A 25,497-nucleotide genomic window follows, 5' to 3' on the forward strand; every position below is an offset into this window, starting at 1 on the left:
GGAGGCTATAGCGTAAGGGGACGGCGTGAGGCCTGCGATACACCCCGCGGCCACGAAGCGGACAGATTCGGACATTATGGCGTTGACGCTAAAAAGTCGTTTTCGGGTCGACAACGCTTGGCAAGGACTTAGGATAAAAGGCTCGCATTTAGCCAACCTGCCCGAGTGAGCGACCATGACCGCCATTGCTGCAACCCCCGAACCGCCGTACTACGCCGTGGTATTTACCTCGATACGCACGGATGACGAACAAGGTTACGCCGAGATGGCCGCGCGAATGATGGAGCTTGCCGCCGAGCAGCCGGGGTTTTTGGGCGTGGAGTCGGCGCGGGAGGAGGTCGGAGTGACGGTGTCTTACTGGGCGGACATCGAGTCGATCAAGGCGTGGAAGGCCCACGCCGAGCATCAGGAGGCGCAGCGATTGGGGCATGCAAAGTGGTATGCGCAGTTTAAAACGCGCATCGCCAAAGTGGAGCGGGACTACGCGGGGTGATCGGTTAGCCCGACGGGCGTGAGCATGAAGCCGCCGGGTTTTTTACAGTAGGCGACTCGCCAGCGTCTGCATCAGCAGCCCCAGCGCCAGCAACAAAACGCCAGCCACGATGCTGGTTTTTACCGCGTGGCGCTGCCACATGCGCTCTACTTCATGACCAAAGCGGTAAACGAGCCAGGCGATGCCGTAGTAACGAAAGCCCCGGGCCAAAACCGCCGCCAGCCCGAAAAGCAGAATAGGGTAGCCGGAAAGCCCGGCGGTGATCATGGCCACTTGAAAGGGGACCGGCAGAATGCCGATGGCCAGAATCGCCGCGAACCCGTACTGGCCAAAAAACGTCTGAAACGCCTGATAGCTTTGCTCGACCCCCATGAAGCCGATCAGCCAGGTACCCACGGACTGAAACAGCAGCATGCCCACCCCGTAACCCACCAGCGAGCCGAGCAGGCAGCCAAACGTCACCACGGTTGCCATGGCCCAAATGCGCGCCCGGTTGGACGCCATCAGCGGAATGATGATGAGCTCCAGCGGCACCGGCAAAATGATCGTCTCGAGAAACGAGAGCGTGCCCAGCAGCCAAAGCATGTACCGGGAGTGATTGAGACGCTCGAGCCACTGCTTTTGACCCGCCGAGAGAAGCTTCATGGCCTACATCGCCGGGTCGATGCGGCGGTAGATAGACGCCAGTACGCTGTAGGCCCCGAAGGCAAAAAGCCCGAGCGCGACAAACGCCAAAAGCCACTGCCCGTACGCCTGGGTGCGTAGCGTGCTGAATACTTCCTCGGTGCCGCCCGCCTCGCTTGGGTTGACGTTATAGGCCGCAATCAGAAAAAAACTGCCCACGATGATAAAAACGACGCCGCGAGTCACCAGCCCGAAACGACATACCGGGTAGGCCCACTGTTGGGTGGCGGTGGACATGCTGAAGTGCTTGTCGAACTTGGCCTTGTAGCCTTTCAAGGCGTGAGCGATACCGGCGCCGATAATGGCAAGTCCCACCGCGCCGACGATCCAGCGGCCCAGCGGCTGCTGAAATAGCCAGATCACCGCGTCTTGCGAGCCGCCGGAATCGCCGGAGGACGAGGCGCCCAGGCGAAAAATCAGGCTGGCCGCGTAAAAGGCCAGCAATGTATGCGTAACGGCGCTGACCAAAAGCCCCGCGCGAATCGCGATACCCTTGGCAGCGGTGCCGTGGCGGTCGGCGTCCTTGAGGGCCTGTATGGAGCGCCACATGGCGTAGCCGAGCAGGCCAAGGGCGATGATGGCCAGCAGGACTTTACCAAAAGGCGCGCTCAGCACGCTTTCCAGTGCCCCTCGGCTCCCTTCGGTTTGCCCGCCCTGGCCGAACGCGGCCATGGCAGCAAGACCGCCGACCAGCAAGTACACGACACCCCGCGAGGCGTAGCCCATACGGGCGTATAACTGGATCGCGTCTTTATGGTCGGGCGTATTGGGAGATGATGGGGTCACGTAGTCCTCCTGACGAAAGGGTATGGCTCAACCGTCCAGTATGAGCCAACGCCAAAATAGGCGCTTGAAACGGTACTGTGTAAAGTAGGCGATGATACGCAAAAGACCTAGCGTCTGCGGAGTTTATTAACGTTCGAGCTGTGAGGAAAACCTGGTGGTGAACGCATCGACGGCGCCGGTGTTCTGGCGCGACCCAAGCATGCCGTGGCTCTATGTAGAGAAGCAGTGAAAAATTCATTACTACTTACTACCATTTTATAGAGACGCTGGTGAGTGAGCCCGGTACTTGTAATGACGTATTGGACCAAAACAATACAGTATGGGATAAGGAGGGAATTTGTGATGTATTGCTACCGAATTATTTTGGGGAGGTTAGTTGATGCGGAAAAAAGGTCGGGCCAAGCGGCGCTCAAGCAATACACAAAACTCAAATAAAAACGACAAGCAACAGTTGCCTTATAGGTCAAGGACGCCCGAGGATCGCTTTGAAGAATTATTGATGAAAAGCATTCAAACTCCGGTTGCCATACAGCTCTATATAATCCCTTTTGTACCAGCGATGTTCCTTTTTATAAGTTGGGATGCTTGGGGTAGCGCTAGGGGCAGTACTCTTTTCTGGATTGGTATAGCATGTTCCATAATAACATTTTTTCTTTTTATCAGAATGTTTGAGGGTTTCCGCAAAGAGCTTTTATATCCCACTAAAAGTACTGAAAAAAGCGTTCGCAATATTTGGTGGAAGCACTTTCGAGTAGTCCTCTATGTTAATGGCATTGCAATAATCCTTACTTCTATACTTAATTGAGAATCATTAATAATATTTTTTTAGATAGTCGCCCTTGCTGGGCGAGGATAACGCAGGATTCGGGTCGCCGCCCTGGGCTTGCACGCTTAAGCTTGAAAAAAACCGAGGACGAGGCGATGGACGACTACGCGCGTATCGAAAAGGCGATGGCCTACATGGTGGATAACGTTACCCGCCAACCAGATTTGGCCACGGTGGCCGGGCACGTGCATTTAAGCCCCAGCCACTTTCAGCGGCTTTTTACTCGTTATGCCGGGGTATCGCCCAAGCGCTTTTTACAGGCACTGACCCTCGAGCGCGCCAAGCGCATCATGACCGCCACCGAACCGCTTTTGGACGCCGCCCACTCGGTCGGCTTGAGCGGCGGCTCGCGCCTTTATGATCACTTCGTCACCCTAGAGGCCGTCACCCCTGGCGAATACAAGCGCCTGGGCGAGGGGCTCACCATCGAGTACGGCCTGCACCCAAGCCCGTTTGGCGAGGTGCTGGTGGCCATTACTCGGCGGGGAATCTGCCGCATGGGCTTTACCGGCGCGGTCAGCGCAAACGAGCAATTGGCAACGTTACGTGCCCAGTGGCCCGGCAGCGCGCTGGTCGAATCCGTGGCGGCCACCCGGTACGCCGTAGAGGGACTTTTTGATTGCCGCCCAGGCGAGGCAGGGCTTGCGCTACACGTGGCGGGCACTAACTTTCAAATCGCGGTATGGCGGGCGCTGCTTGCGATCCCCGAGGGGCGGCTGGCAAGCTACGGGCAGCTTGCCCTGGCGCTTGGCAAGCCCGGTGCCTCGCGGGCGGTGGGCAGCGCCGTCGGGGCTAACCCGGTGGCGCTTTGGATACCCTGCCACCGGGTCATTCAGCAAAGCGGGGCGCTGGGCGGTTACCGCTGGGGCGTGGCGCGGAAACAGATGGTGCAGGCTTGGGAGAGCAGCCAGTCGCATCTTGAAGCGCGCGAACAGGGCCTGGCGCTGATAGAGTGACCCATGAACCAACACAAGGAGCGCACCATGGAGATCAAGGCACTGCAGGCGGATATCACGACACTAAACGTGGATGCGATCGTCAACGCCGCGAATCAGTCGCTTCTGGGCGGCGGCGGCGTGGACGGCGCCATCCATCGCGCCGCCGGGCGCGAACTGGTCGAGGCGTGTCGTAAGCTCAACGGCTGCGCCACCGGCGATGCCAAGCTGACCGAGGGGTTCAACCTGCCGGCGCGCTATGTGATTCACGCGGTAGGCCCGGTGTGGCACGGCGGCGAGCGTGGCGAAGCGGACAAACTCGCCGGCTGTTATCGGCGCGCGCTCGAACTGGCCGAGTCCGTCGATGCACGCTCCATCGCCTTTCCCAGCATCAGCACCGGCGTTTACCGCTTCCCCATCGAGCAGGCGGCCGGGGTCGCCGTTTCCACGGTGAAAGAAGCGCTGAAAGCGGGCTCTTCGGTCGAGTCGGTCACGTTTTGCTGCTTCTCCGCGGATGATCTGGCGGTGTACGAGGCCGCGCTAGAGGCTTGAGCGTCTTGCCCGGTCAGTGCCCAAAGACCGACCACTCGGTGCGCTGTATGAATAGCTCCAGCGCCCGGGCGCCGAGCAGGCTGTTGCCGAACTCATCGAGGCCTGGTGACCACACTGCTAGGGCGCCGCGCCCCGGGGCGATGGCGAGAATGCCGCCGCCCACGCCACTTTTACCCGGCAAGCCCACGCGAAACGCGAACTCGCCGGAGGCGTCGTAGTGGCCGCACATCATCATCAGCGAGTTGATACGCCGCGCCCGCTGGGGGGACACCACGCGAATATTGCGTGGCCGGTTGACGCCGTCGGAGGCGAGGAAAAGCCCTGCCCGGGCGAGCTGCTCGCAACTCATGGCGATGGCGCACTGATGGAAATAGGTGCCCAGTACCTTGTCGACGTCATGGCGCAGCCGCCCAAAGGCTTTCATGAAGTGGGCAAGTGACGCATTGCGATCCTTGTGCGCCATCTCCGAGGCGGCGACCTGGTGATCGAAGAAGATGCTGGCGTCGTCGGCAAGATAGCGTACGAAGTTAAGGATCTCGGCCAGCGACACCCTGGGTTCGTGGCCCATCATGATGGCATCGACCACCGCAATCGCCCCGGCGTTGATGAACGGGTTGCGCGGCTTTCCACCTTCGTGTTCGAGCTGAACGATGGAGTTGAACGGGTCGCCCGACGGCTCGCGGCCCACGTTGGCCCACAGGCCGTCGCCGAGCTTGCCAAGCGCCATGGTCAGCGTGAAGAGCTTGGAAATACTTTGAATCGAGAAGGGGGTCGAGGCGCTTCCTGCCGAGAATGTTTCGCCCTCCACGGTGGCCAGGCTGATGCCGAACTGATGCGGGTCCACGCCGGCAAGCTGGGGAATGTAGTCGGCGACCTGGCCTCGCTCGGTCTCGAGGGCAAGTTGTTCGGCAATGTCGTTTAAAAGCGATTGCATAAAGCGGCGGTCGTTTGTCGTGAAAGGCTGGCAACCCTAGCGGAAAAAGCGGCCCTTGTCCTTCGATCTTGCGCTTTGATGGCTTTGCCGGTTTTGGGCGTTGCGCCGCCTGGCGTCCGGCGCTAGAGTTCGCCTTTTTGTTTGAGGCGCCGCGATGGCCACGTTGATGATTCAAGGGACCACCTCGGATGCGGGTAAAAGCACCGTTGTGGCCGGGCTTTGCCGTGTGCTGAAGCGCCGCGGGTTTTCCGTGGCGCCGTTCAAACCCCAAAACATGGCGCTCAATAGCGCGGTCACGGTCGACGGTGGCGAGATTGGCCGCTCCACGGCGCTTCAGGCCCAGGCCGCGGGGGTGGCGCCCCATAGCGACATGAACCCGGTACTTTTAAAGCCCGAGAGCGAGCGCGGCGCCCAGGTGATTCTGCGTGGCCAGGTTCACGGCCATATGCAGGCGCTGGATTACCACGCCTTCAAGCAGGTGGCCATGCAGAGCGTGATGGCCGCCTGGCAGGATTTGAGGGCCCGCTTCGATATCATCATTGCCGAAGGCGCGGGTAGCCCGGCAGAGATCAACCTGCGTCAAGGCGATATTGCCAACATGGGCTTTGCCGAAGCCGCCGATTGCCCGGTGCTGCTGGTGGGGGACATCGACCGCGGCGGGGTCTTCGCTCAACTGGTGGGCACCCTCGAGCTTTTGAGCGAGAGCGAACGCGCCCGCACCCAGGGGTTCATCGTCAACCGTTTTCGCGGCGATATCGCGCTTTTGAACCCCGGGCTTGCGTGGCTCGAGGCGCGCACGGCCAAGCCAGTATTGGGGACGCTGCCGTTCGTGCCCGGGCTGCTGCTGGACGCCGAGGACAGCATCGGGAAGGTCAACGCCGAGAAACACGCCCAAACGCTCAATATCGTGGTGCCGCGCCTGCCACGTATCAGTAACCATACCGATTTCGACGCCCTGCGCCTGCACCCCCAGGTCTCGCTTACGTTTGTTGGCGAAGGCCAGCCGATCCCACCCGCGGACGTCATTCTCCTGCCCGGCAGTAAAAGCACGCTAAGTGATCTGGCCTGGCTTAAACGCCACGGTTGGGTGCAGGCGATTACGCGTCATTTGCGCTACGGCGGACGAGTGCTGGGTATCTGCGGCGGCTTTCAAATGCTCGGCCAGTGGGTCGAGGACCCGGAGGGGCTGGAGGGCGAAGCGGGGCGAGCAAAGGGGCTTGGCCTGCTCGAACTCACCACGCGCATGGTCAAGGGCAAGCAGCTTCGCAATGTAGCAGGTGTCATGATGGCGGAAGGGGCAAGTGTGACGGGGTACGAGATCCACAACGGGGTCAGCAGCGGTGCGGCACTCGACCAGCCGATGTTCGATTTGGGAACCCACCGGGACGGCGCGGTAAGCGACGATGGCCAGGTGCTCGGGACCTACCTGCACGGCGTGTTCGATAGTGGTGACACCTGCCGGGCGCTGCTCGAGCGCCTGGGGCTCAGTGAACCGGTCGTCGTCGATTACCGAGCCCACCGCGAGCGCGAACTGGAGCGCCTGGCGGACACTTTAGAAGCTCATTTGGAGATCGAGCGCATCACCGCGCTACTCGGCGTCAGGCCCCCAGCCACGGGCAGTGACTGAGGACGTTTCTGACCAAGAGGTGTTACTCGGTGCCGGTGTCCGCGTCGGGCTGGGTCGGCGCAGCGTCGCTTGCGGGGCGCTGACGGCTCGCCATCAGGGTGATTTCGACGTTGCTTCCGCCGCAGAGGCGGCTGGCCTCCGTGCAGGTGCGCGCCGGGTAGCGGCCGGCTTCGAAAAATTCGGCGTAAACGCTGTTCATTTTCTGAATCTCGCCCAGATCCGTGAGATGGATATCCACGCGTACCACGTCACCCCAGTCGAGCTCTTCCTGGCGCAGCATCCGCTCTAGCTCGCGCATGACGCGGTGGGTCTCCTTGCTCACATCCCCCAGCACCGGTTCTTCCTCGGCGATGTCGGCGATGGTTAAGCCGGAAATGAACACGTAGTGGTCGTCGACGACCATGTGGCTACCGGGGAAATCGGGCTTGGGCAGGGTCGGGTCGTTAATGAACTGTGGCATGGGCTCTCCTTGGCGGCCTGGATGAATCTTTGACGTTTCATGTATCACGTCATGGGACCAGCCTGGCACATTAGGGTTCAATCCGCTTAACCCGCTGGCACCCCACGTCTTAATGCTCTAGGCTTGCGGGCTTTGATGCCCGCGGGCCCTTTAAAACAGGTGCAACGAGAGAGCTTAATGAAGGTCGTTCAGATTAAAGACCCTAACGTGCGCAGCGCGTGCCTGGCAACGTTGTGCGCCAAGGTGTATGGGCAAAGTGCGGGGCTGACGCCGCTGGTGGTATTTACCGGCACCCAGAACGTGCTGTTCGAGCAGGAAGCGGCGCGGCTGGTGGGCGGTGTCGGCGCTGATGGCGAGCTATTGGCGCTGGCGCTTTTGGTATTGGATGAGAAAGGCGAGGGCATGACGCTAAGCCTTGCCTGGGAGCAGGCGGAAGGCGCGAAGGCGCGACTGATCAGCGAGTTGAGCTTGAATGTGCCGCTCAAGGTAGTCGCCGATGACCCGGGCCAGGTGCCTTTTTACCAAGGGTGTGGCATCAAGCGCTGGTTCGAGGGGGAAAACGGCGAGCAAATTGGCCTTAATGCCCGCCATCCGGCCGAAAGTCTCGAGGCGGTATCGCCGACCTTGACGCTGGATCATGCGCTCATTCTGCGCCGCTTCAAGCACGACCCCAAGGCCTTTGAACGTGCCAAGCAGGCCTTTCTGGAAGGGCTCGAGAACGTGCCCAAAACGCTTTGACGCCGTCTACCCATTGATGGCGACTAGCCAGGTTAGCGTGCCAGTTCGCGCATGGCCTGCTCCAGCCCTTCGACGGTCGTTGGATACATGCGCCCCTCGGTGATTTCCTGAACCAGCCGGGTGGAGTAGGTGTACTCCCAGGCGCGCGGCGGCGCAGGGTTTAGCCAAACCAGCTTTGGGAAATGCGCGGTCAAACGCTCGAGCCACACCCCGCCTGGCTCTTCGTTGAAATGCTCGACGCTGCCGCCGGGGTGGATGATCTCATAAGGCGACATGGCCGCATCGCCCACTACGACCACCTGGTAGTCCGCCCCATAGGTGCGTAAAAGCTCTTCGGTGGGCAGGCGCTCGCTTGCCCGGCGGGCATTGTCCTTCCACACGCCTTCGTACACGCAGTTGTGAAAGTAGTAATACTCCAGCTGCTTGAACTCCGAACGCGCCGCCGAAAAGAGCTCTTCGCAAACGCGAATGTGGTCATCCATCGAACCGCCCACGTCCAAAAACAGCAGTACTTTAACGCTATTGTGTCGCTCTGGTCGCATCTGCACGTTGAGCAGCCCCGCATCCCGGGCGGTTTCGCGAATAGTCCCGGTAATGTCGAACTCCGAGCGCGCCCCCTGACGGGCGAACTTGCGCAGCCGCCGCAGCGCCATTTTGATGTTACGGGTGCCAAGCGCCAGGCTGTCGTCGTAGTCGCGAAAGCGGCGCTCGTCCCACACCTTGGTGGCGCGACGATGGCGTGAGCCATCCTGGCCGATGCGGATACCCTCGGGGTTGTAGCCGTTGGCGCCAAACGGGCTGGTGCCGCCGGTACCGATCCACTTGTTGCCACCGGCGTGGCGCTCTTTTTGCTCCTCGAGGCGCTTTTTGAAGGTTTCGATCAGCGCCTCGAGCCCGCCCAGCGACTCGATTTTGGCTTTCTCTTCATCGCTTAGCTGACGCTCGAACTCGCGGCGCAGCCACTCGTCGGGTATCAGCGCCTCGATACCGGCGTCCACACTCTCAAGACCCTCGAACCAGGCGGCGAAGGCGCGATCGAAGCGGTCGAAGTAGCGCTCGTCCTTGACCATGACCGTGCGCGCGGTGTGGTAAAAGGCGTCGATGTCGGCGAACACTACGCCGCGCTCGGCCACCGCGTGTAGATCCAAAAGCTCGCGAAGCGACACCGGCACACCGGCGCGCTTTAACGTTTCGAACAGGCCGATGAACATAGCTTAGCGCCCCGTGCCTTTTTGGCGGCGGAGCATGAAGGCCAGCCGCTCGAGAAGATGGGTGTCCTGCTCGTTTTTAACCAGCGCCCCGGCCATTGGTGGCAGCGCCTTGGCCGGATCGCGGTTATAAAGCGCTTCCTGGGAGAGCTCGTCGCTCATTAAAAGTTTCAGCCAGTCGACCAGCTCCGAGGTCGAGGGCTTTTTCTTGAGCCCCGGCGCATCGCGCAGCTCGAAAAAGACGTTGAGCGCCTCGGACACGAGCCTGGGGGCGATATCGGGGAAGTGCACATCGACGATGGCCTGGAGCGTGGCGCGGTCAGGAAAATCGATATAGTGGAAAAAGCAGCGGCGTAGAAAGGCGTCCGGCAGCTCCTTTTCATTGTTCGAGGTAATGATGATGATAGGGCGGTGCTCAGCGCGAATGGTCTCGCCGGTCTCGTAAACGTGGAACTCCATGCGATCCAGCTCCTGGAGCAGGTCGTTGGGGAATTCGATATCCGCTTTGTCGATCTCGTCGATCAAAAGCACCACGCGCTCGTCGGCGCTAAACGCCTCCCAAAGCTTGCCCGGGCGAATATAGTTGGCCACGTTTTCCACGCCCTCGACGCCCAACTGAGAGTCGCGCAGGCGGCTGACCGCGTCATATTCGTAAAGCCCCTGGGCGGCCTTGGTGCTGGATTTGATATGCCAGGTGATCAGCTCGGTGGAGAGCGAGCGGGCCAGCTCTTCGGCCAGTAGCGTTTTACCCGTGCCCGGTTCACCCTTGATTAGAAGCGGGCGTTCTAGCATGACCGCGGCGTTGACCGCCTGCTTGAGTGCGTCGGTGGCGATGTATGAGGAGGTTGAATCGAACGCCATGGAGGCTCCTTTAAGAAAGTTCGTTCAAATGCGTTGAGGGCAGTTTACGTCAGCCACGGAGCGGCTACCACGGGTTAGCCGCCCGGAAAGCAGCAATGCTTTGTAAATTAAGCAGAAAGTAGCGCTTGGCTACGACTTTAGTGCTGCTTAATGAAGCGAGAAGCGCTTTTTTTGCGCGCTGTTGGTGCAGTGCAGGGCGCGCTAAGGCGGCTGGCTGCAAGTTTTATCAGGATTGTTTTCATAAATGCATGATTTTTATATGTTTTATTAATATTGGCACGTACCTCGCAATATATTAGCCAAGAAGCAGCTGAACAGAGTCACCGCGTATACGACTCTCCCTTTACTGCTACGCCGCCCGAGCCGGGCGGCACACTGAGTGAGCTGGCGTGCTCCACCTGGGCCCCTTTCGGGGGGCCTTTTTTTTGTGCTTAAAAAAAGCAGTCGTCATGTAAAAATATTATAAATATGTTCTACGTTTTATTTGGAAACAGTGTTCGATTGGTATATATTGTATAAGTAAGCCGGTCGAACCGGCGCCAATCCCTGGCAAAAGATGAAGGATGACTCTTATGAACAGCGTTAAAACGATTTCTGCCGCCGTGATTTCCGCCAGCGTCTTGATGGCGAGCCAAGCAGCTTTTGCAAGCCAGAACGAGGCGGGCGACATCTTCGTTCGCGGTGGTTTCGCCCAGACGGATACCGGCTCCAGTAACGGTAACGTGGCCGGTGATTCCCTGAACGTGCAAAGTGAAAACGGCTTCACCTTCGGTGCGGGCTACCTGTTCACGCCTAACGTCGGCCTCGAGCTCAACAGCTCCGAAAAATTCGAGCACACTTTGAACACTGGCTCGGCGGGTAATATCGGCTCGATCGATCGTCTGCCGGTCAACCTGTTGGTCAACTACTACCCGCTGGGTGGTTTTGACTCTCCCGTACAGCCCTATGTAGGCGCGGGTCTTAACTACACGCGTTTCTCTGGCGAGCCCAGCGACGTTAGCGTCAAGCACAGCTACGGCGCCATCGGCCAAGCCGGTGTCGATCTGGCCGTCACCGACAACGTCATGCTCAACGGTTACGTAAGCTACTCCGATGTAGACTCCGACATTCGTGTCGGCGGCGAGACCGTTGGCGAAGTCGATATGAACCCCGTTACCGTTGGTGGCGGCGTTACCTACCGCTTCTAAGCCTTCGGGTGGACAACGCTAGATAAGCACCATGACGCTCGGCAAACGCCGGGCGTTTTTGTGTATGTCCGGTTTGCAACGACGCCGGTCACGGTTAAAGGAGTGCCGAGATGCCCGCACAGTCTGTTGATACCCACTTAGCTGATACCCCCTCAGTTGATACCCACTTCGTTGATACCCACTGTCACTTCGATTTTCCGCCGTTTTTCGGGAACGAAACCCAGAGCCTGGCGTTGGCACGAGACGCCGGGGTGGAAAAGATCATTGCGGTAGGCGTCTCGGCGCAGCGCTTTGACGGCGTCATGGCGCTGGCCGAGCGTTTTGAGCCGGTGTATGCCGCGCTCGGCATTCACCCCATGGCGGTAAAGGAGGTGGAAGAGGGCGATCTCGAGCAGCTCGAGGCGTGGCTTCAACAAAAGCCCGACAAGCTGGTGGCGATCGGGGAAATCGGCCTGGATCTTTTTATCGACGACCCCCAGTTCGAAAAACAGGAGGCGGTGCTGACGGCCCAACTGCGCCTGGCCCGCCAGTTCGATTTGCCCGTGATACTTCACTCACGGCGCACCCACGACAAACTGGCGATGCATTTAAGGCGCCTCGAGCTTCCCAGGGCCGGCGTGGTGCACGGCTTTGCCGGCAGCGAGCAGCAGGCGCGAGCCTTTATCGAGGCGGGGTACTTTATTGGAGTGGGCGGTACCATGACCTACGAGCGCGCCACCAAAACCCGCCGCACCCTGTCTCGCCTGCCGCTCTCTTCGCTTTTGCTGGAAACGGACTCGCCGGATATGCCCGTGCAAGGGTTCCAGGGCGAGCCCAACCGCCCCGAGCGTATTCGCCACATTTGGCAGAGCCTTTGTGAGATTCGCGACGAGTCGCCTTCAGACATTGCGGATACCATTCGCGACAATAGCCGCCGTCTGTTTCGTATCTGAGCGCCGGCGCCTTTGCGCGGCCGCCGGAGCAGCGGGCCGGTGTTTAAAAGCGCCGCTTAAAGGCGCAACGCTTTAAAGCGTCAGGTTCTCGAAGCCCGATTCGGTGACCGCTACGTTATCCTCGATACGAATCCCGCCGCAGTGCAGCAGTGACGCCACCAAGGGCCAATTGATGGCAACGTCCTGCGCCTTGAGCGGGTCCAGCAGCATGGGGATGAAGTAGAGCCCGGGTTCGATGGTCACGACCATGCCGGGTTTGAGCGTGCGCGTCAGGCGTAGTGCCGGGTGCTCCTTCGGGGCGGGCATCGGGGTGCCGTCGGCGGCTTTGAGCCCGCCGACATCGTGCACCTGCAGGCCGAGCGAGTGGCCCAAGCCGTGGGGGCAGAAAGCGCGCGTCACTCCCAGGCGCACGGCGCTTTCAGCGGTGTCCTTGTAAAGATCGAAACTCACCAGAATATCCGCCAGGCGTTTGTGCATCTTTTCGTGCAGCGCCAGGTATTCGACCCCCGGCCCAATGCTTTTGACCAGTTCGTTTTTTAGGCCGTGCATGGCGACCACCAGCGCGCCGAAGGTTTCCGGGGCATCCGGGCCGACGTGGGTGCGGGTGATATCCGCACAGTAACCCCGGAAGCGATGCCCGGCATCCACCAGCAGGCTATGGCGCAGTTGGGGCGGCGCTAAATCGTAGTGCTGGTAGTGGAGCACACCGGCGTGGTCGTTGAGGCCGATGATGTTTTGATAGGGCACCGCGGATTCGCGCTGACGGCTTGCGCCGAGATACGCCAACTGAATGTCGAGTTCGCTGCTGGCGCCGATAAACGCGGTCTTGGCGGCCTGGTGGCCGGCCAGAGCCAGCCGGTTGGCCTCGCGTAGGCAGGCAAGTTCGTAGTCGGTTTTATAAAGGCGGTTTTCGTCCAGCGCGTGAACCAGCGCCTCGGGCATCACCTGGCCTTCAAGCGCCTGGCGTTGGCCCTTGTCCAGGCGCTCGATGTCACCGATCAACGCGGCATTTTTGGAGAGCGTGGGGGTGGGGCGCTCGCGGCAAAGCGTGATGTCGAACGCCTCGACCCAGGGCTCTTCGGGAAGCGCGGCGGGCAGGTGCCAGAAGTCGCTCGGAGCAAAAAGAAGCAGTTTGGGCTTTTTACCCGGCTCGATCACCACCCAGCTGTGCTGGGCATCGCTTAGCCCCACCCAGTGCATGAAATGGCCGTAGGCCTGGAAGGCGGGGGCGTGATCGTCGGCGAAGAAATTATCGGCGTGGCCGCTGTAAATCGCGACGCTATCGAAGTCAGTGCGTTGTAACAGGTCGGCGTAAGTGCGCTCGAGATGCGCCAGGTGTGCTTTTTGCAGTAACAAGAGTGTGTCAGACATAACGATCCTTTTAAACGCGTAGCGAGGGCAGCTCGCTCCAGAGCCTTTCGAGCTCGGCGTGGTGCTTTTTCTGATGACGATACAGGCGAAGCTCCATCGTTACATCCCACTGGGTGCTGCCGGCGCGCATCAGTGTGCCGCTTTCAAGTTCGGTGGCGACGTTGCGCTCGGGTAGCCAGGCCATGCCGTAACCCAGCAGCACCAGTTCTTTGATATTCGCGGCAAACAGGTTTTCGCTCTGGGCGGTCAAGTAGCTGCTCTGGGAGAGCCGCGCCAGGTGCGCCTTCACTGCCGCGCCCAAAAGCCCGCGTTTGGGGTAGGCCAGCCAGCGTACGGGCTTGGCGGAGGTGCCGGGCAGTTGGGCGGCGGGCTCGCCCGCCGGGTTCAGCGCGGTCACCGGAATCAGCCGCTCCTTGCCGATCACCCGGTAGATGCAGCCGCTGGTGTCGATATCCAGATCGCAGCGCCCGGTGGGCCAGTAGCAGATCGCCAGATCGCACTCGGCCCGGGCCAGCGCCTGAAAGTAGTCGCCAGCCACCCAACCCGTCGCCCTTAGGTAGGGCTGAATGCGGTCCTGCCAGCCAATGTCGGAAAGCCATCGGGGCAGAAACTGGGGCAGCAGGCTTTGGGGGGTGGCCACCATGATCCGCCGCTGCTGACCGGCGCTGATTTCCTGAACCCGGTCGCGGGTCAGGCGCACTCGGTCGGTGATTTGCTCGCAGAGGGTCAAAAACTCCTCCCCGGCCGGTGTGAGTGACAGCGGCAGGGTTTGGCGGTTGATCAGCGTTGCGCCCATTTCCTCTTCGAGTAGCTTGATTCGCCGTGAAAAGGTGGGCTGGGTCACGTGCTGCTCGTCCGCCGCGCGGGAGAAGTGCCGGGTTCTGGCCAGGGCGATAAAATCTTCTAGCCAGCGAATTTCCATGCCTTACTCCGTGATGATGAAGGAGCGGCGCTAATCCGGTGGCTCGACATCATAATCGGCCTTCTTCAACGCCGTGGCAGGCCACCCGCGTGCCGTCGTCCTGGGTTCGTAGTACGGGAATCTCCTGCTTACAACGCGCGTTGGCATAGGGGCAGCGGCCGTGGAACACGCAGCCGCTGGGCAAGTTCACCGGGGTCGGCACCTCGCCGGAAAGGCGAATGTGCTGGGGCCGGTCATCCTGCAAGCGCGGGATCGCCGATAGCAGCGCCTGAGTATAGGGGTGGCGGGGCTTATCGAAAAGCGTACCGGTGGTGGCTATTTCGCACACCGTCCCCAGGTACATGACCGCGACTCGGGTACCGAAGTGCTCGACCACGGCCAGATCGTGGGTGATGAACAGATACGTCAGGTTGCGTTCGTGCTGGGCCTCCATCAAAAGATTCAGTACCTGGGCTTGAATGGAGACGTCCAGCGCCGAGATCGGCTCGTCGGCGACGATGAACTCCGGGTCCACCGCCAGGGCGCGGGCAATGGCGATACGCTGGCGCTGACCGCCGGAGAATTCGTGGCCAAAGCGCTTGCCCCAGTCCGGGTCGATGCCCACCGACTGCATCACCGACTGTACCTTGTCGGCCACCGCGTCACGGCCCCACTCTGGATGGTGAAAGCGCAGCGGCTCTTCCAGGGTTTGCTGGATGGTCATCCGCGGGTTGAGCGACGCGTAGGGGTTTTGGAAGATCATCTGCATGCGCTTGCGATACGGCAGCAGTTGGCGCGAACTCAAGTCGTCGATACGCTGACCGTCGAAATGGATTTCCCCCTCGGAAGGGCTCAAAAGTCCCATGACGGTGCGCGCCACGGTGGATTTACCACAGCCGGACTCGCCGACCACGCAAAGCGCTTCGCCGCGCTTGATATCCAGGTTCACACCGTTGATGGCGTGAACGTACTCCTGATGGCGGACCAGCCGGCCCTTTTTGAAGCGCAGCTGATCGAGAAAATCGCCGGACAGCGAGAAGCGTTTTTTCAGGTCGCGAATTTGTAAAAGCGATTCGGGGCTTGGCTCGTTGACGCCAGGGGTGCTGGATGTCTCGAGCTCGCGAGCCGGGATCACGTTGGCCTCGGCACTCATGGGGTTTCCTCCTTCGCGCGGCGGTCTTCGAGCATTTCGGCCACCATGTGGCAGGCGACGCGGCAGTTGCCAGTATCGACAAAGCCTGGCACCTGTTCGGTACACGCCGTCCGGGGTTCGCCATTTGGGCGGACCCGGAAGTCGCAGCGCGGATGAAACGCGCAGCCGCTGGGCAGATTGGAAAGCGACGGCATGCTGCCGGGGATTTGGTTGAGCTTCTCGCCGGGCGTGGCCATTTGCGGCAGGGCGTTGATCAGGCCTTGGGTGTACGGGTGCTGCGGGTCGTTGATGATCTCCCGGGTCGGGCCCTGTTCGATGACCCGGCCGGCGTACATGACCAGCATCCGCTGGGTGACCTGGCTGACCACCCCCAGATCGTGGGTGATCAGTATCAAACCGACGTTGTGCTGCTCGCATAGATCCAGCAATAGCGCCATGATTTCCGCCTGGATGGTGACATCGAGGGCGGTGGTGGGCTCGTCGGCGATGATGATGTCTGGGTCGAGCAGCAGGGCGATGGCGATGATGATGCGCTGGCGCATACCGCCAGAAAGCTCGTGCGGGTACTGGTCCAGGCGCTTCTCCGGCGAGGGAATCTGCACTTGCTGGAGCTTGTCCAGGGCAATGGCGCGGGCGGCCTTGCTGGAAATACGCCGGTGCGCCTTCAAACACTCGACCATCTGCTCGCCGATGGAAAGCACCGGGTTGAGCGTCATCATCGGGTCCTGGAAAATCATCGAGATACGGTTGCCGCGCACCTTGCGCAAGCCGCGCTCGGACATCTTGTTAAGCGTTTGACCCTCGAACGCGACGCTGCCGCCGGCGATGAAGCCGGGTTTGGAGATGAGGTTCAAAAGCGAAAACGCGGCCACCGACTTACCGGCGCCGGACTCGCCGACGATCCCTAAGCGTTCGCCGCGGTCCAGGGTGAAGTTGATGTCGCGCAGGGCGTGCACTTCGCCCTGGCGCAGCGCAAAACGAACGTCGAGCTTTGTGACTTCAAGTAGTGCCATGGTGTATCACCCCTTGTAGAGTCGGGGGTTCATGACATCGCGAAGCCAATCACCCAGCAAATTGATAGAGAGCACCAGCACGACCAGTACCGCACCGGGGATCAGCGTAATCCACCAGGAGCCCGACTGAATATAGTCGAACCCGGCCTTGATCAGCGAGCCAAGCGATGGGTGGGTTTCCGGCATCCCAAGGCCCAGAAACGAAAGCGCGGCCTCGGAAATGATCGCGTTGGCGATCTGTACGGTGGAGATGACGAAAATCGGCGACAGCGTATTGGGCAGCACGTGGCGAAACATGATGCGTTTGCTGCGAAGCCCCATGACCCGGGCGGCGTCGACGTACTCTTTGCTTCGCTCGGCCAGCACCGAGGCGCGCACGGTACGCGCGTACTGAGGCCACTCGGCCAGTCCAATGATCAGAATCAGCATGAGCACCGCGTACTGGCTGTAAAAAGCGCTGCCCATGGTGGCCTTGACCACCGCGCCCACCACGATCGCGACCATCAGGGTGGAAAAGGAAAGCTGGATATCGGCCAGGCGCATCAGAATCGCATCGACGCGCCCGCCCAGGTAGCCGGCCATCAGGCCGAAGGTGACGCCGATCAGCGCCTGTAGCAGCACGGCGCCAAAGCCGATCAAAAGCGAGACGCGGGTACCGTAGAGAATGATCGACCATAGATCGCGCCCCTGGGCGTCGGTGCCCAGGCTGTAGCGCTCGTCGGCACCGTCTATCCAGAAGGGCGGAAGCTCGGAGTCGAGAATGTTGATCTGGCGTAGATCGTAGGGGTCGGTTGGGGCCAAAAGCGGCGCCGAAAAGGCCGCGACCACCAAACAGATAAAAATGAACAGGCACAGTTGAGCGGTGCGGTCACGCTTGAAGCTGTACCACAGATAGGAGTCGCGTAGGCGCTCCCAGCGGCTTGGGGCGGTCGTGGTGGTCATGCGGGCTTACCTGTCAGTTTTACGGTGGGGTTAACGAAGCCGTAGATCAAATCCACGATCGTGTTCGTCACCACGAATATGACGCCGACGATCATCAAGTAGCTGACGATCAGCGGAATGTCGGCACGGTTGATCGCTTCCAGGAACATCAGTCCCATACCGGGCCATTGGAAAACGGTCTCGGTCAGAATGGTGTAGGCCACCATGGTGCCGATCTGCACGCCGCCCACGGTGATGACCGGCAGCATGGTGTTTTTCAGCGCGTGAACGAAGTAGATGCGCCGCATGGAAATACCCTTGGCGCGGGCGTACTTCACATACTCCGACTGCAATACTTCCATCATTTCCGCGCGAATCAGGCGGACGAACAGGGGCAGCATAATGGAGGCCAGCGAGATCGCGGGCAGCACCAGATGCTGGATACCGCTCCAGGTGAGTAAGTTGGTGTCCCAGTGGCCGGCGACATGGACCAGATCGTAGCCACGCCCGAAGGAGGGCATGTTGCCCGAGGTGGAAAGCAGGCCGTTGAGCCATGCCCCCCAGCCAGTGCCCTGGGGGAAGAGGGTGACGGTCACGCCGATCGAAAATATCTGGATCAACACGATCGCGGTCAAAAATACCGGGACCGAGATGCCGATGATCGAGGCGCCCATAAAAAAGCGCGAGACCGGCGAGCGCGGCTTGATGGCGCTGTATACCCCAATGGGAACCGAGAACACCACGATGATGAGCGTTGCCGCAAATACCAGCTCGAGGGTGGCGGGCAGGTGGCGGGCAATGACCTCGAGCGCGGGTTCACGATAGAAGTAGGATTGGCCGAAATCGCCCTGCACGGCGTTGGTGGCAAACCGCGCGTATTGCACCAGGAAGGGGTCGTTGAGCCCCATCCGCTCGCGCAGCGCCTCGCGCTCGCTTTCTGGAACGGACTGGCCCACCAGCTGTTGTACCGGGTCACCCAGGTTATCCTGGATGGCGAAGGCCAATACACTGATGACAAACATCACCAATACCGCGTGCATCAGCCGCTTGATTAAAAAAGCAATCATGGCGTACGCCACCTATGTAATCGTTGGTCAGGGGAGCAAAAGGGTGATTCGCAGCCGCAGCGGGCAGCCACGTAAAATGCTTCGCCCTCTCGGTCGAGAGAGCGAAGCATCCTTGCCTGCGGTGTAGTGCTGGGAACTAGCGGCTACGAAACGCGCAAGTATTAGCGGTCGATCACCAGGTCACCCAGGTACGGGAAGTCGATCGCGTTCACGACCGGCTCGATGTCGATACCCTCGGCGGCGGCGTAGGCCAGGTTCTGCCAGTGAAGCGTGATGTAGCCGACGTCTTCGTAAAGCATGGCTTCGGCTTCCTGGAGCATCTCGGCGCGTTTTTCCAGATCGGTTTCGCTATCCGCTTCGGTAACCAGCGCGTCGATCTCTTCGTTGCAGTAGCTGCCGTAGTTGTATTGACCGGCACCGGTCTCTTCATCCGGGCAGAAAGTGAGGTATTGGAAGAGGTTGGCGGTATCTTCGGTATCGGAGTGCCATCCGACCATTGCGATATCGGAGGTGCGCTCGTCGTACTCCGGCCAGTACTGGGCCAGTGGCATGGTGCGCAGGTTCACGTTGATATTGATTTGCGACAGCATGTTGGCGACCGCCTGAGCGATCTGGGCATCGTTCACGTAGCGGTTATTGGGCGCGATCATTTCGACGGTGAAGCCGTCTTCGAAGCCCGCTTCGTTCATCAGCTCCTGGGCCCGTTCGATATCGTAGCGCGGTACCAGATCCGGGTTGTAGCCAACGTAGCCTTCCGCGGAGAGCTGGCCGGCCGGGGTGGCGAAGCCGCGCATCAAGCGATCAGCGATACCTTCCTGGTTGATGGCCAGGTCGACGGCCTGGCGAACGCGGACGTCCTGGAAGGCTTCGACACGCTCTTCGTTGAGCTGAAAACCGATGATACGCGTGCCGGGCACCTCGATGAGGTCAACCCCTTGGGCGTCACGTACGCGGTCCAGGTCGTTGGGCGGCACGGCGTCGATGAAGTCGACCCCGCCGGACAGCAGCGCGGCGACGCGAGAAGCGTTTTCGGAAATCGGCGTCAACACGATTTCACTGACGTTACCCTCGCTTTCGGTGTCCCAGTAGTTATCGAAACGCGCGAAGTCGACCCGTACGCCTTGGCGGCGGCTGGTGACCTCGAAGGGGCCGGTACCGGAAACGTTGCGCGAGGCAAAGGAGTTGCCCGCTTTGACGATCTCGGATTTATCGTCGCCACCGTCGGTATCACCGGTATAAAACTGGCTATCCATCGGGAAGACGTAGGTGGCGAGGTTGAGCATCAACGGATAAGGCTCGGTGGTGGTGATCTCGACGGTATAGTCGTCCACGGCCTCGACGCTTGCGATCGGCTCGAAGATTGCGCGGTAGTCCGGGCTCTGCTGCAGACGCTCGATGGTCCACACCACGTCCTTGGCGGTGAATTCGTTACCGGAGTGGAAGGTCACGCCTTCACGCAGCGTCATGCGCAGGTGGGTTTCGTCGACCTGTTCCCATTCGGTTGCCAGGCGCGGCTCGAACTCGAAATCCTTGGTCCAGCGTACCAGCGGGTCGAAAACGAGGTGAGAAAAGCGCAGCATGCCGCCGGAGAGCTGTTCGTGGATATCCAGGGTTTCCGGGTCCGCGGCGTAGCCGATACGCAGCGTTTCAGCGCTTGCGGTTAGGGGAAGTAGGGCAGTGCCCGCCAAAGCCGCGCCGATAACGGACGCGAGGATCGTTTTTTTAAGCTTCATGTATTGTTCCCGTTAGACATTAGTTATTGTTCAACTTTGTTGGCGCCTAGTGGAATAGGCGCCAACAAAGTAGACACGGTCAGCCCGTAAGCCATCTTAATAACATAGAGATTGCCCGTGACCAGGCACAATCGAAAAAATGACACGCTTCATTCATCTGCTGAATGAGTCGGCGCAAAGCCGCGTGGTGCCTTATTCATGAAATAAAACTAACGTATGATTCAAAGCCATGATGTATAAGAGGATGGCGATGAAGGCGCGTCCCAAAACGCCGCTAAAGCCGCCAGGCCAAGCGCCAACATGCATGGTCGCGCTTGCCGTGTCGTGGTGGCGTGTCGCGCCCTGGGCGATATAGCCTCGGCGGACTGCGGCGTTGCCGAACGCTTTCCCGCGAAGGGATTAGCCAAAGCGCTGGTGAAGCCAGCGGTTGATATCATCGGACTCATAAAGCCACTCGGTCTCGCCGTCGTCCCGCGCGATTTTAAGACACGGCACCTTGACCCGGCCTCCACCTTGCAACAGCGCCTCCTTGTTGGCGGCGTCGTGCTGGGTATCCCGGGTTTCGATGTTGAGATTCAGTCGGGCGATCTCCTTGCGCACCTTGATACAAAAAGGGCAGGTGCGAAACTGATAAAGCGCCAGGTTCTCGCAGGCCTTGTCGGCCTCGGCCTGCGCCTCGGGTGTGCGCTCCATCCCCTTGGGTGTGGAGAGTTTCTCCGAGGCCAGCATGAAGGGAGACATCACCAAACGGACGCCGCGAAAGAAGGTGCGAATCACGCTACGCATCAGGTACTCCATAAGCGGGGGCTGCACCGCTTGAAAAGGATGGGTCGGTTGAGTGGCTGCATCCTGCAACAAAGCGGGCGCGTTGTCACATTCATGCCACGAAATTGGCAGGCGAAGATGAGCCTGTCTTCAAGGCGTGCTAGTCTCAGCGACTGATTTTTTACGCTTTTTTGGAATCGCTCGGCCAAGCGGTGTCGCCAAGGGGAGGGGGTAAAACCCATGCGTCTGCATATTATCGGTATCTGTGGCACTTTTATGGGCAGCCTTGCGCTGTTGGCCCGCGAGCTTGGCCATCAGGTCAGCGGCTCGGATGCCAACGTTTACCCGCCGATGAGCACTCAGCTCGAAAGCGCCGGCATCACGCTTAAAAACGGCTACCAGGCCGATAACCTCGGCGCGGACATCGACCTGGTCGTGGTGGGCAACGCCCTGTCCCGGGGTAATCCGGAAGTCGAGGCGCTGCTCGATTTGAACCTGCGCTACACTTCCGGTGCGCAGTGGCTTGCCGATTACGTGCTGCCCGGTCGCCAGGTGATCGCGATCGCCGGCACTCACGGTAAGACCACCACGGCCAGCCTCCTGGCCTGGCTTTTGGAGAGCGCCGGGCTCACACCGGGGTTTTTGATCGGCGGGGTGCCGCGCAACTTCGGGGTTTCCGCCCGGCTGGGAGCGAAAGAGGCGCCCTTTGTCGTCGAAGCCGACGAGTACGACACGGCGTTTTTCGACAAGCGCTCCAAGTTCGTTCACTACCGCCCGCACATCGCCGTGCTCAATAACCTGGAGTTCGACCACGCCGATATTTTCCCGGATCTGGCGGCGATCGAGCGTCAGTTTCATCACCTGGTGCGTACCGTGCCGAGCAAGGGTCTGTTGCTGGTCGCCGACGATCAAAGTGCTTTGACGCGGGTGCTCGATATGGGCGCCTGGTCACCGATCGCGTATTTTGGAAACGACTCGGCAAGCCCCTGGCGCTATCAGTTGGAGCAGCCAGACGCTAGCCGCTTTAGGGTGATTCACGAGCAGGGCGAGACCGCCGAGGACGCCGTAGTGGAATGGGGGCTGACCGGCGAGTACAACGCGCGTAACGCCCTCGCCGCGCTCGCCTGCGCCTATCGGCTGGGCGTGGATTTGGCGCGGGCGTGCGCGGCGCTTTCACGCTTTCAAACGCCGCGCCGCCGTCAGGAAGTGCGCGGCGACATAAACGGCATACAGGTGATCGACGACTTTGCCCATCACCCCACCGCTATTGCCGCCACGCTAAAGGGGCTGCGCGCCGCTACCCCCAACGGGCGGCTTTTGGCCGTGATCGAGCCGCGCTCCAACACCATGCGCCTGGGGGCGCTTGCCGAGCGGTTGAAAGGCTCTGTCGAAGATGCCGACGCCACCTTTTGGTTCGAACCCAAGGGGCTCGATTGGTCGATGGCCACGCTGGTGGACGACCAAGCGCCTGGCGGGCTGTATCACGATATCGACGCGCTGGTCGAGGCGGTGGTGGCCCGGGCGTTGCCCCAGGACCGTATCGTGGTCATGTCCAACGGCGGTTTCGACGGCGTTCACGAGCGTCTTTTACGCGCACTGGCTGACAAGGGGGTTTGAATGGACGAGCGCGATAGCACGACGGGGTTCAAGGCCCCGGTGAGTGTGGCGCTGACCGGCGCCTCCGGCGCCCAGTACGGGCTGCGCCTTATCGAGGTGCTGGTAGGCGCTGGCTGTGAAGTGTGGGTGATGATCTCCAAGGCCGCCCACATGGTCATCGCCACGGAAACCGATGTGGACCTGCCCGCCAAGCCCGAGCGTTTGCAGGAAGCCCTGACGGCGCTAAGCGGCGCGAAGCCAGGCCAGATTCGCTGCTTCGGGCGTGAAGACTGGATGGCGCCGGTCGCCTCGGGCTCCGGCGCGCCTTCTAGAATGGTGATCTGCCCGTGCTCCACCGGCACGCTTTCGGCGGTGGCCACGGGGGCCAGCAATAACCTGATCGAGCGCGCCGCGGATGTCGCCCTCAAGGAGCGCCGAACCCTGGTCATGGTCCCCCGCGAAACGCCATTCTCGGCGATTCATTTGGAGCACATGCTGACGCTGAGTCGGCTGGGCGCGGTCATCTTGCCCGCCGCCCCCGGCTTTTATCACAAGCCAACCTCGATCGAGGACCTGGTCGACTTTATCGTGGCGCGCATTCTCAATCAGTTGGGTATCGCCCATTCTCTGGTGCCCCGCTGGGGCGAGCACCCCGCTGGCTCATAACCCGTTCAATAGGAAGGATCTCTGCGAATGCTCTCCTGGGCGACACTCTCCGTCTTCATCCCCACTTTTTTGTTCGTCTCGCTCACGCCGGGTATGTGTATGACCCTGGCGATGGTGCTGGGTATGACCCAAGGGGTCAAACGCACTCTTTGGATGATGATGGGGGAGCTTGCCGGCGTTGGCCTGGTGGCCGCAGCGGCCGGGGCAGGCGTGGCAGCGCTGATGCTCCAACAGCCGGCGTTATTTACGGTGTTCAAGTGGGCTGGCGGTGCTTACCTGGTGTACCTGGGCGTGATGATGTGGCGCTCGCGCGGGCGCATGGCGATTCCCGATACCCTCGATACGGGCCTGCCCGCCGGGCGCCTGCAGCTGGCGACCCAGGGGTTCGTGACCGCGATCGCCAACCCCAAGGGCTGGGCGTTTTTCGTTGCCCTGCTGCCGCCGTTTCTGGATAGCTCCCGGGGGCTTGCGCAGCAGCTCACCGCGCTGATCGCGGTGATTCTCGTCATCGAATTTGCCAGCATGCTGATCTATGCCACGGGCGGTAAAACCCTGCGCCGTACGCTGGGTAAAAGCGGTAACGTACGCCTTATGAACCGTATCGCCGGCACCTTGATGATTGGGGTGGGGCTTTGGCTCGCGCTGGGCTAGGCGCGCCTTAAACCGGGGGTAAAAAGCCGACCCGTAGGCCCATTAGCACCACGGTTGCACCCACCAGCAGCGCCACCGGGCAGGGCGGCAGCGCCGGGCGAGCGCGGCGCTGCCAGGAAAGCCTGACCAGCGCGCACACGATCAGCCCCAAAAGCGCCCCGCCGATTAAATCGCTTAGCCAGTGCACGCCGAGCAAAAGCCGTGAAAGGGCCATGGGCACCACCAGTAAAATGGCGGCCCAGTAAATCCACAGCCGATACTGACGCGAGCACTTGGCGGCCATGAACGCCGCGGCCAGGCCGATCACCACCACAAAACCCGAGGTGTGGGCGCTTGGGTAGGAGAGCGAGCCGGTCAGGTAGTCCGGCGTATCGGGCCGAGCGCGGCCGAAGGCGGCTTTTCCGGCGGTATTGAGAAGCGCTACCCCGCCCAGCGCCACGGCCCAGTGGCTCAGTACGTCGATGCGTTTATGCAGCAAAAGCCAAAGCGCCCAGGGTGTTATCAGCACCACGATACCGAGCTTATCGCCCAGCTTGGCAAGAAATACGCTGACGCTTAGAAGTGGCGCGGTGTGCAGCCAGTCGAACAGCCGCTGGGCCTGCAGGTCCAGCGCAAGCGGGCCATTGCTTTGTAGTATGTAAAGCGTCCAGCCGCTAAAAGCGGCCAGCGCGATGATCAGCAGCAGTAGCGAGGCCAGCGGCACTTCGCCGGAATGGCTCATGGCAAGCCAGGGCCTTCGGATAAACGGCACTCGGCGCACAAGGCGCGCCGTCATCAAATAGAGCCGGCCGTGGCGGCCTACCTGAGCGCGACCCCAGGAGAACACCACGATCAGCGCGACGATAATCGCGGCTATTGCGAAAACTGCGGTTTCGATATTGGACGGCAGTTCCAGGTAGCGCTGCCAGGTATGGCCCAGCAAATAGCCTGGCAACACGTAGGCCGGTGCCCATATCGCCGCAGAGCTTACGTTGGCCCATAAAAAAGTGCGCGGGCGCATGCGCATCATGCCGGCCACCAGCGGAATGATCGGCCGTACCGGCCCGACGAAGCGTCCGATGAAGACCGAATAGATGCCGTAGCGCTCGAAAAAGCGCGCCCCGCGGCCTAGCCACTCCGGGTGCTGTGCCAATGGCCAGCGCCTTGTCACCTGCTCATGGTGGTCATAGCCCAGCTTGAAGCTCACCCCATCGCCAATTACGGCACCCAAAAAAGCGGCCAGCAGTAGCCAAACGACGTCGACTCCCTGATGACCCGCCATGGACGCCGCCGCGGTTACCAGTACCACCCCGGGCACCAAAAGCCCCACCACGGCCAGGGATTCGAGCGCTGAAATCAGAAAAATCATCAACAGCAAGGTTAAAGGCGAGAGAGAAAGGTCCAGCAGCTGCTCAGCTAGATGCACAAATGACTCCATTCAATGTTGGTGGCGCGCAA

General features: G+C 60.6%; 25 protein-coding genes. 10 read left to right on the forward strand and 15 right to left on the reverse strand.

Translation table 11 applies throughout. From position 1 onward, the window contains the following. The first annotated feature begins 175 nt into the window (after window positions 1-175). Window positions 176-493: an antibiotic biosynthesis monooxygenase family protein gene (locus tag ACWHRL_RS06815; RefSeq protein WP_447895768.1), complete on the forward strand. Its 318-nt coding sequence runs from the start codon at window positions 176-178 to the stop codon at window positions 491-493. A 42-nt stretch (window positions 494-535) separates the two neighbouring features. Here the strand turns inward: ACWHRL_RS06815 and ACWHRL_RS06820 are convergent, their stop codons facing one another. Together ACWHRL_RS06820 and ACWHRL_RS06825 are read right to left on the reverse strand one after the other, a co-directional pair. Then, window positions 536-1,138: a YqaA family protein gene (locus tag ACWHRL_RS06820; RefSeq protein ID WP_447895769.1), complete on the reverse strand. Its 603-nt coding sequence runs from the start codon at window positions 1,136-1,138 to the stop codon at window positions 536-538. A gap of 3 nt (window positions 1,139-1,141) precedes the next feature. Continuing rightward, window positions 1,142-1,963 (reverse strand): DUF1206 domain-containing protein, encoded by an 822-nt coding sequence (locus ACWHRL_RS06825; protein ID WP_447895770.1) that lies wholly within the window; start codon window positions 1,961-1,963, stop codon window positions 1,142-1,144. Between the two features lie 921 nt (window positions 1,964-2,884). Between ACWHRL_RS06825 and ACWHRL_RS06830 the strand changes: the two genes are divergently transcribed. After that, complete coding sequence (locus ACWHRL_RS06830; protein ID WP_447896154.1) at window positions 2,885-3,745, forward strand: methylated-DNA--[protein]-cysteine S-methyltransferase; 861 nt, start codon at window positions 2,885-2,887, stop codon at window positions 3,743-3,745. A gap of 3 nt (window positions 3,746-3,748) precedes the next feature. Beyond that, complete coding sequence (locus ACWHRL_RS06835; protein WP_447895771.1) at window positions 3,749-4,276, forward strand: O-acetyl-ADP-ribose deacetylase; 528 nt, start codon at window positions 3,749-3,751, stop codon at window positions 4,274-4,276. A gap of 13 nt (window positions 4,277-4,289) precedes the next feature. Here ACWHRL_RS06835 and ACWHRL_RS06840 read toward each other — a convergent pair whose 3' ends face one another. Beyond that, a complete protein-coding gene (locus ACWHRL_RS06840; RefSeq protein ID WP_447895772.1) occupies window positions 4,290-5,210 on the reverse strand; it encodes a glutaminase in 921 nt (306 codons plus the stop codon). Between the two features lie 154 nt (window positions 5,211-5,364). On the opposite strand from ACWHRL_RS06840, the gene ACWHRL_RS06845 reads away from it, so the two are divergent. Further along, the gene (locus ACWHRL_RS06845; protein WP_447895773.1) at window positions 5,365-6,837 is read left to right on the forward strand and encodes a cobyric acid synthase; all 1,473 of its coding nucleotides are present in this window, start codon (window positions 5,365-5,367) and stop codon (window positions 6,835-6,837) included. A gap of 22 nt (window positions 6,838-6,859) precedes the next feature. Here ACWHRL_RS06845 and ACWHRL_RS06850 read toward each other — a convergent pair whose 3' ends face one another. Then, on the reverse strand, window positions 6,860-7,297 hold the full coding sequence (locus tag ACWHRL_RS06850; RefSeq protein WP_447895774.1) for a RidA family protein: 438 nt from the start codon (window positions 7,295-7,297) through the stop codon (window positions 6,860-6,862). A gap of 177 nt (window positions 7,298-7,474) precedes the next feature. Between ACWHRL_RS06850 and ACWHRL_RS06855 the strand changes: the two genes are divergently transcribed. Beyond that, entirely contained in the window at window positions 7,475-8,035 is a 561-nt protein-coding gene (locus ACWHRL_RS06855) for a hypothetical protein (protein WP_447895775.1), read from the forward strand. 32 nt (window positions 8,036-8,067) lie between these two features. Here the strand turns inward: ACWHRL_RS06855 and ACWHRL_RS06860 are convergent, their stop codons facing one another. Continuing rightward, complete coding sequence (locus ACWHRL_RS06860) at window positions 8,068-9,246, reverse strand: vWA domain-containing protein (protein ID WP_447895776.1); 1,179 nt, start codon at window positions 9,244-9,246, stop codon at window positions 8,068-8,070. Between the two features lie 3 nt (window positions 9,247-9,249). Next, a complete protein-coding gene (locus ACWHRL_RS06865; RefSeq protein WP_447895777.1) occupies window positions 9,250-10,104 on the reverse strand; it encodes an AAA family ATPase in 855 nt (284 codons plus the stop codon). 572 nt (window positions 10,105-10,676) lie between these two features. Between ACWHRL_RS06865 and ACWHRL_RS06870 the strand changes: the two genes are divergently transcribed. Both ACWHRL_RS06870 and ACWHRL_RS06875 read left to right on the forward strand, forming a co-directional pair. Continuing rightward, window positions 10,677-11,291 (forward strand): OmpW/AlkL family protein, encoded by a 615-nt coding sequence (locus ACWHRL_RS06870; protein ID WP_447528490.1) that lies wholly within the window; start codon window positions 10,677-10,679, stop codon window positions 11,289-11,291. Window positions 11,292-11,401: 110 nt separating this feature from the next. After that, entirely contained in the window at window positions 11,402-12,223 is an 822-nt protein-coding gene (locus ACWHRL_RS06875) for a TatD family hydrolase (RefSeq protein WP_447895778.1), read from the forward strand. Between the two features lie 72 nt (window positions 12,224-12,295). Here the strand turns inward: ACWHRL_RS06875 and pepQ are convergent, their stop codons facing one another. The 8 genes from pepQ to ACWHRL_RS06915 form a co-directional block, all read right to left on the reverse strand. After that, window positions 12,296-13,594, reverse strand: coding sequence for a Xaa-Pro dipeptidase (gene pepQ, locus ACWHRL_RS06880; RefSeq protein WP_447895779.1), 1,299 nt, complete (start codon window positions 13,592-13,594; stop codon window positions 12,296-12,298). A 10-nt stretch (window positions 13,595-13,604) separates the two neighbouring features. Then, window positions 13,605-14,516, reverse strand: coding sequence for a LysR family transcriptional regulator (locus ACWHRL_RS06885; RefSeq protein WP_447528493.1), 912 nt, complete (start codon window positions 14,514-14,516; stop codon window positions 13,605-13,607). A gap of 49 nt (window positions 14,517-14,565) precedes the next feature. Beyond that, window positions 14,566-15,648 carry an ABC transporter ATP-binding protein gene (locus ACWHRL_RS06890; RefSeq protein WP_447895780.1) on the reverse strand — a complete coding sequence of 361 codons (1,083 nt, stop codon included), beginning with the start codon at window positions 15,646-15,648 and terminating at the stop codon, window positions 14,566-14,568. Then, window positions 15,645-16,661, reverse strand: a complete 1,017-nt coding sequence (locus ACWHRL_RS06895) for an ABC transporter ATP-binding protein (protein ID WP_447895781.1) — start codon at window positions 16,659-16,661, stop codon at window positions 15,645-15,647. The genes ACWHRL_RS06890 and ACWHRL_RS06895 overlap by 4 nt, the downstream gene beginning before the upstream one ends. A gap of 6 nt (window positions 16,662-16,667) precedes the next feature. Next, the gene (locus ACWHRL_RS06900; protein WP_447528496.1) at window positions 16,668-17,603 is read right to left on the reverse strand and encodes an ABC transporter permease; all 936 of its coding nucleotides are present in this window, start codon (window positions 17,601-17,603) and stop codon (window positions 16,668-16,670) included. Further along, window positions 17,600-18,649 carry an ABC transporter permease gene (locus ACWHRL_RS06905; RefSeq protein WP_447528497.1) on the reverse strand — a complete coding sequence of 350 codons (1,050 nt, stop codon included), beginning with the start codon at window positions 18,647-18,649 and terminating at the stop codon, window positions 17,600-17,602. Before ACWHRL_RS06905 ends, ACWHRL_RS06900 begins: the two co-directional genes overlap by 4 nt. A gap of 161 nt (window positions 18,650-18,810) precedes the next feature. Then, a complete protein-coding gene (locus ACWHRL_RS06910) occupies window positions 18,811-20,382 on the reverse strand; it encodes an ABC transporter substrate-binding protein (protein ID WP_447895782.1) in 1,572 nt (523 codons plus the stop codon). 399 nt (window positions 20,383-20,781) lie between these two features. Continuing rightward, a complete protein-coding gene (locus ACWHRL_RS06915; RefSeq protein ID WP_447895783.1) occupies window positions 20,782-21,168 on the reverse strand; it encodes a glutaredoxin family protein in 387 nt (128 codons plus the stop codon). 219 nt (window positions 21,169-21,387) lie between these two features. On the opposite strand from ACWHRL_RS06915, the gene mpl reads away from it, so the two are divergent. The 3 genes from mpl to ACWHRL_RS06930 are packed head-to-tail and all read left to right on the forward strand — an operon-like array spanning window position 21,388 to window position 24,060. Further along, on the forward strand, window positions 21,388-22,764 hold the full coding sequence (gene mpl / locus ACWHRL_RS06920; RefSeq protein WP_447895784.1) for a UDP-N-acetylmuramate:L-alanyl-gamma-D-glutamyl-meso-diaminopimelate ligase: 1,377 nt from the start codon (window positions 21,388-21,390) through the stop codon (window positions 22,762-22,764). Next, window positions 22,765-23,409: a flavin prenyltransferase UbiX gene (locus ACWHRL_RS06925; protein ID WP_447528501.1), complete on the forward strand. Its 645-nt coding sequence runs from the start codon at window positions 22,765-22,767 to the stop codon at window positions 23,407-23,409. Window positions 23,410-23,436: 27 nt separating this feature from the next. After that, entirely contained in the window at window positions 23,437-24,060 is a 624-nt protein-coding gene (locus tag ACWHRL_RS06930; protein WP_447895785.1) for a LysE family translocator, read from the forward strand. A gap of 7 nt (window positions 24,061-24,067) precedes the next feature. Here ACWHRL_RS06930 and ACWHRL_RS06935 read toward each other — a convergent pair whose 3' ends face one another. Beyond that, window positions 24,068-25,465, reverse strand: a complete 1,398-nt coding sequence (locus ACWHRL_RS06935; protein WP_447895786.1) for a bifunctional DedA family/phosphatase PAP2 family protein — start codon at window positions 25,463-25,465, stop codon at window positions 24,068-24,070. Window positions 25,466-25,497: the final 32 nt, after the last annotated feature.

This window comes from Vreelandella sp. GE22, from assembly GCF_968212445.1.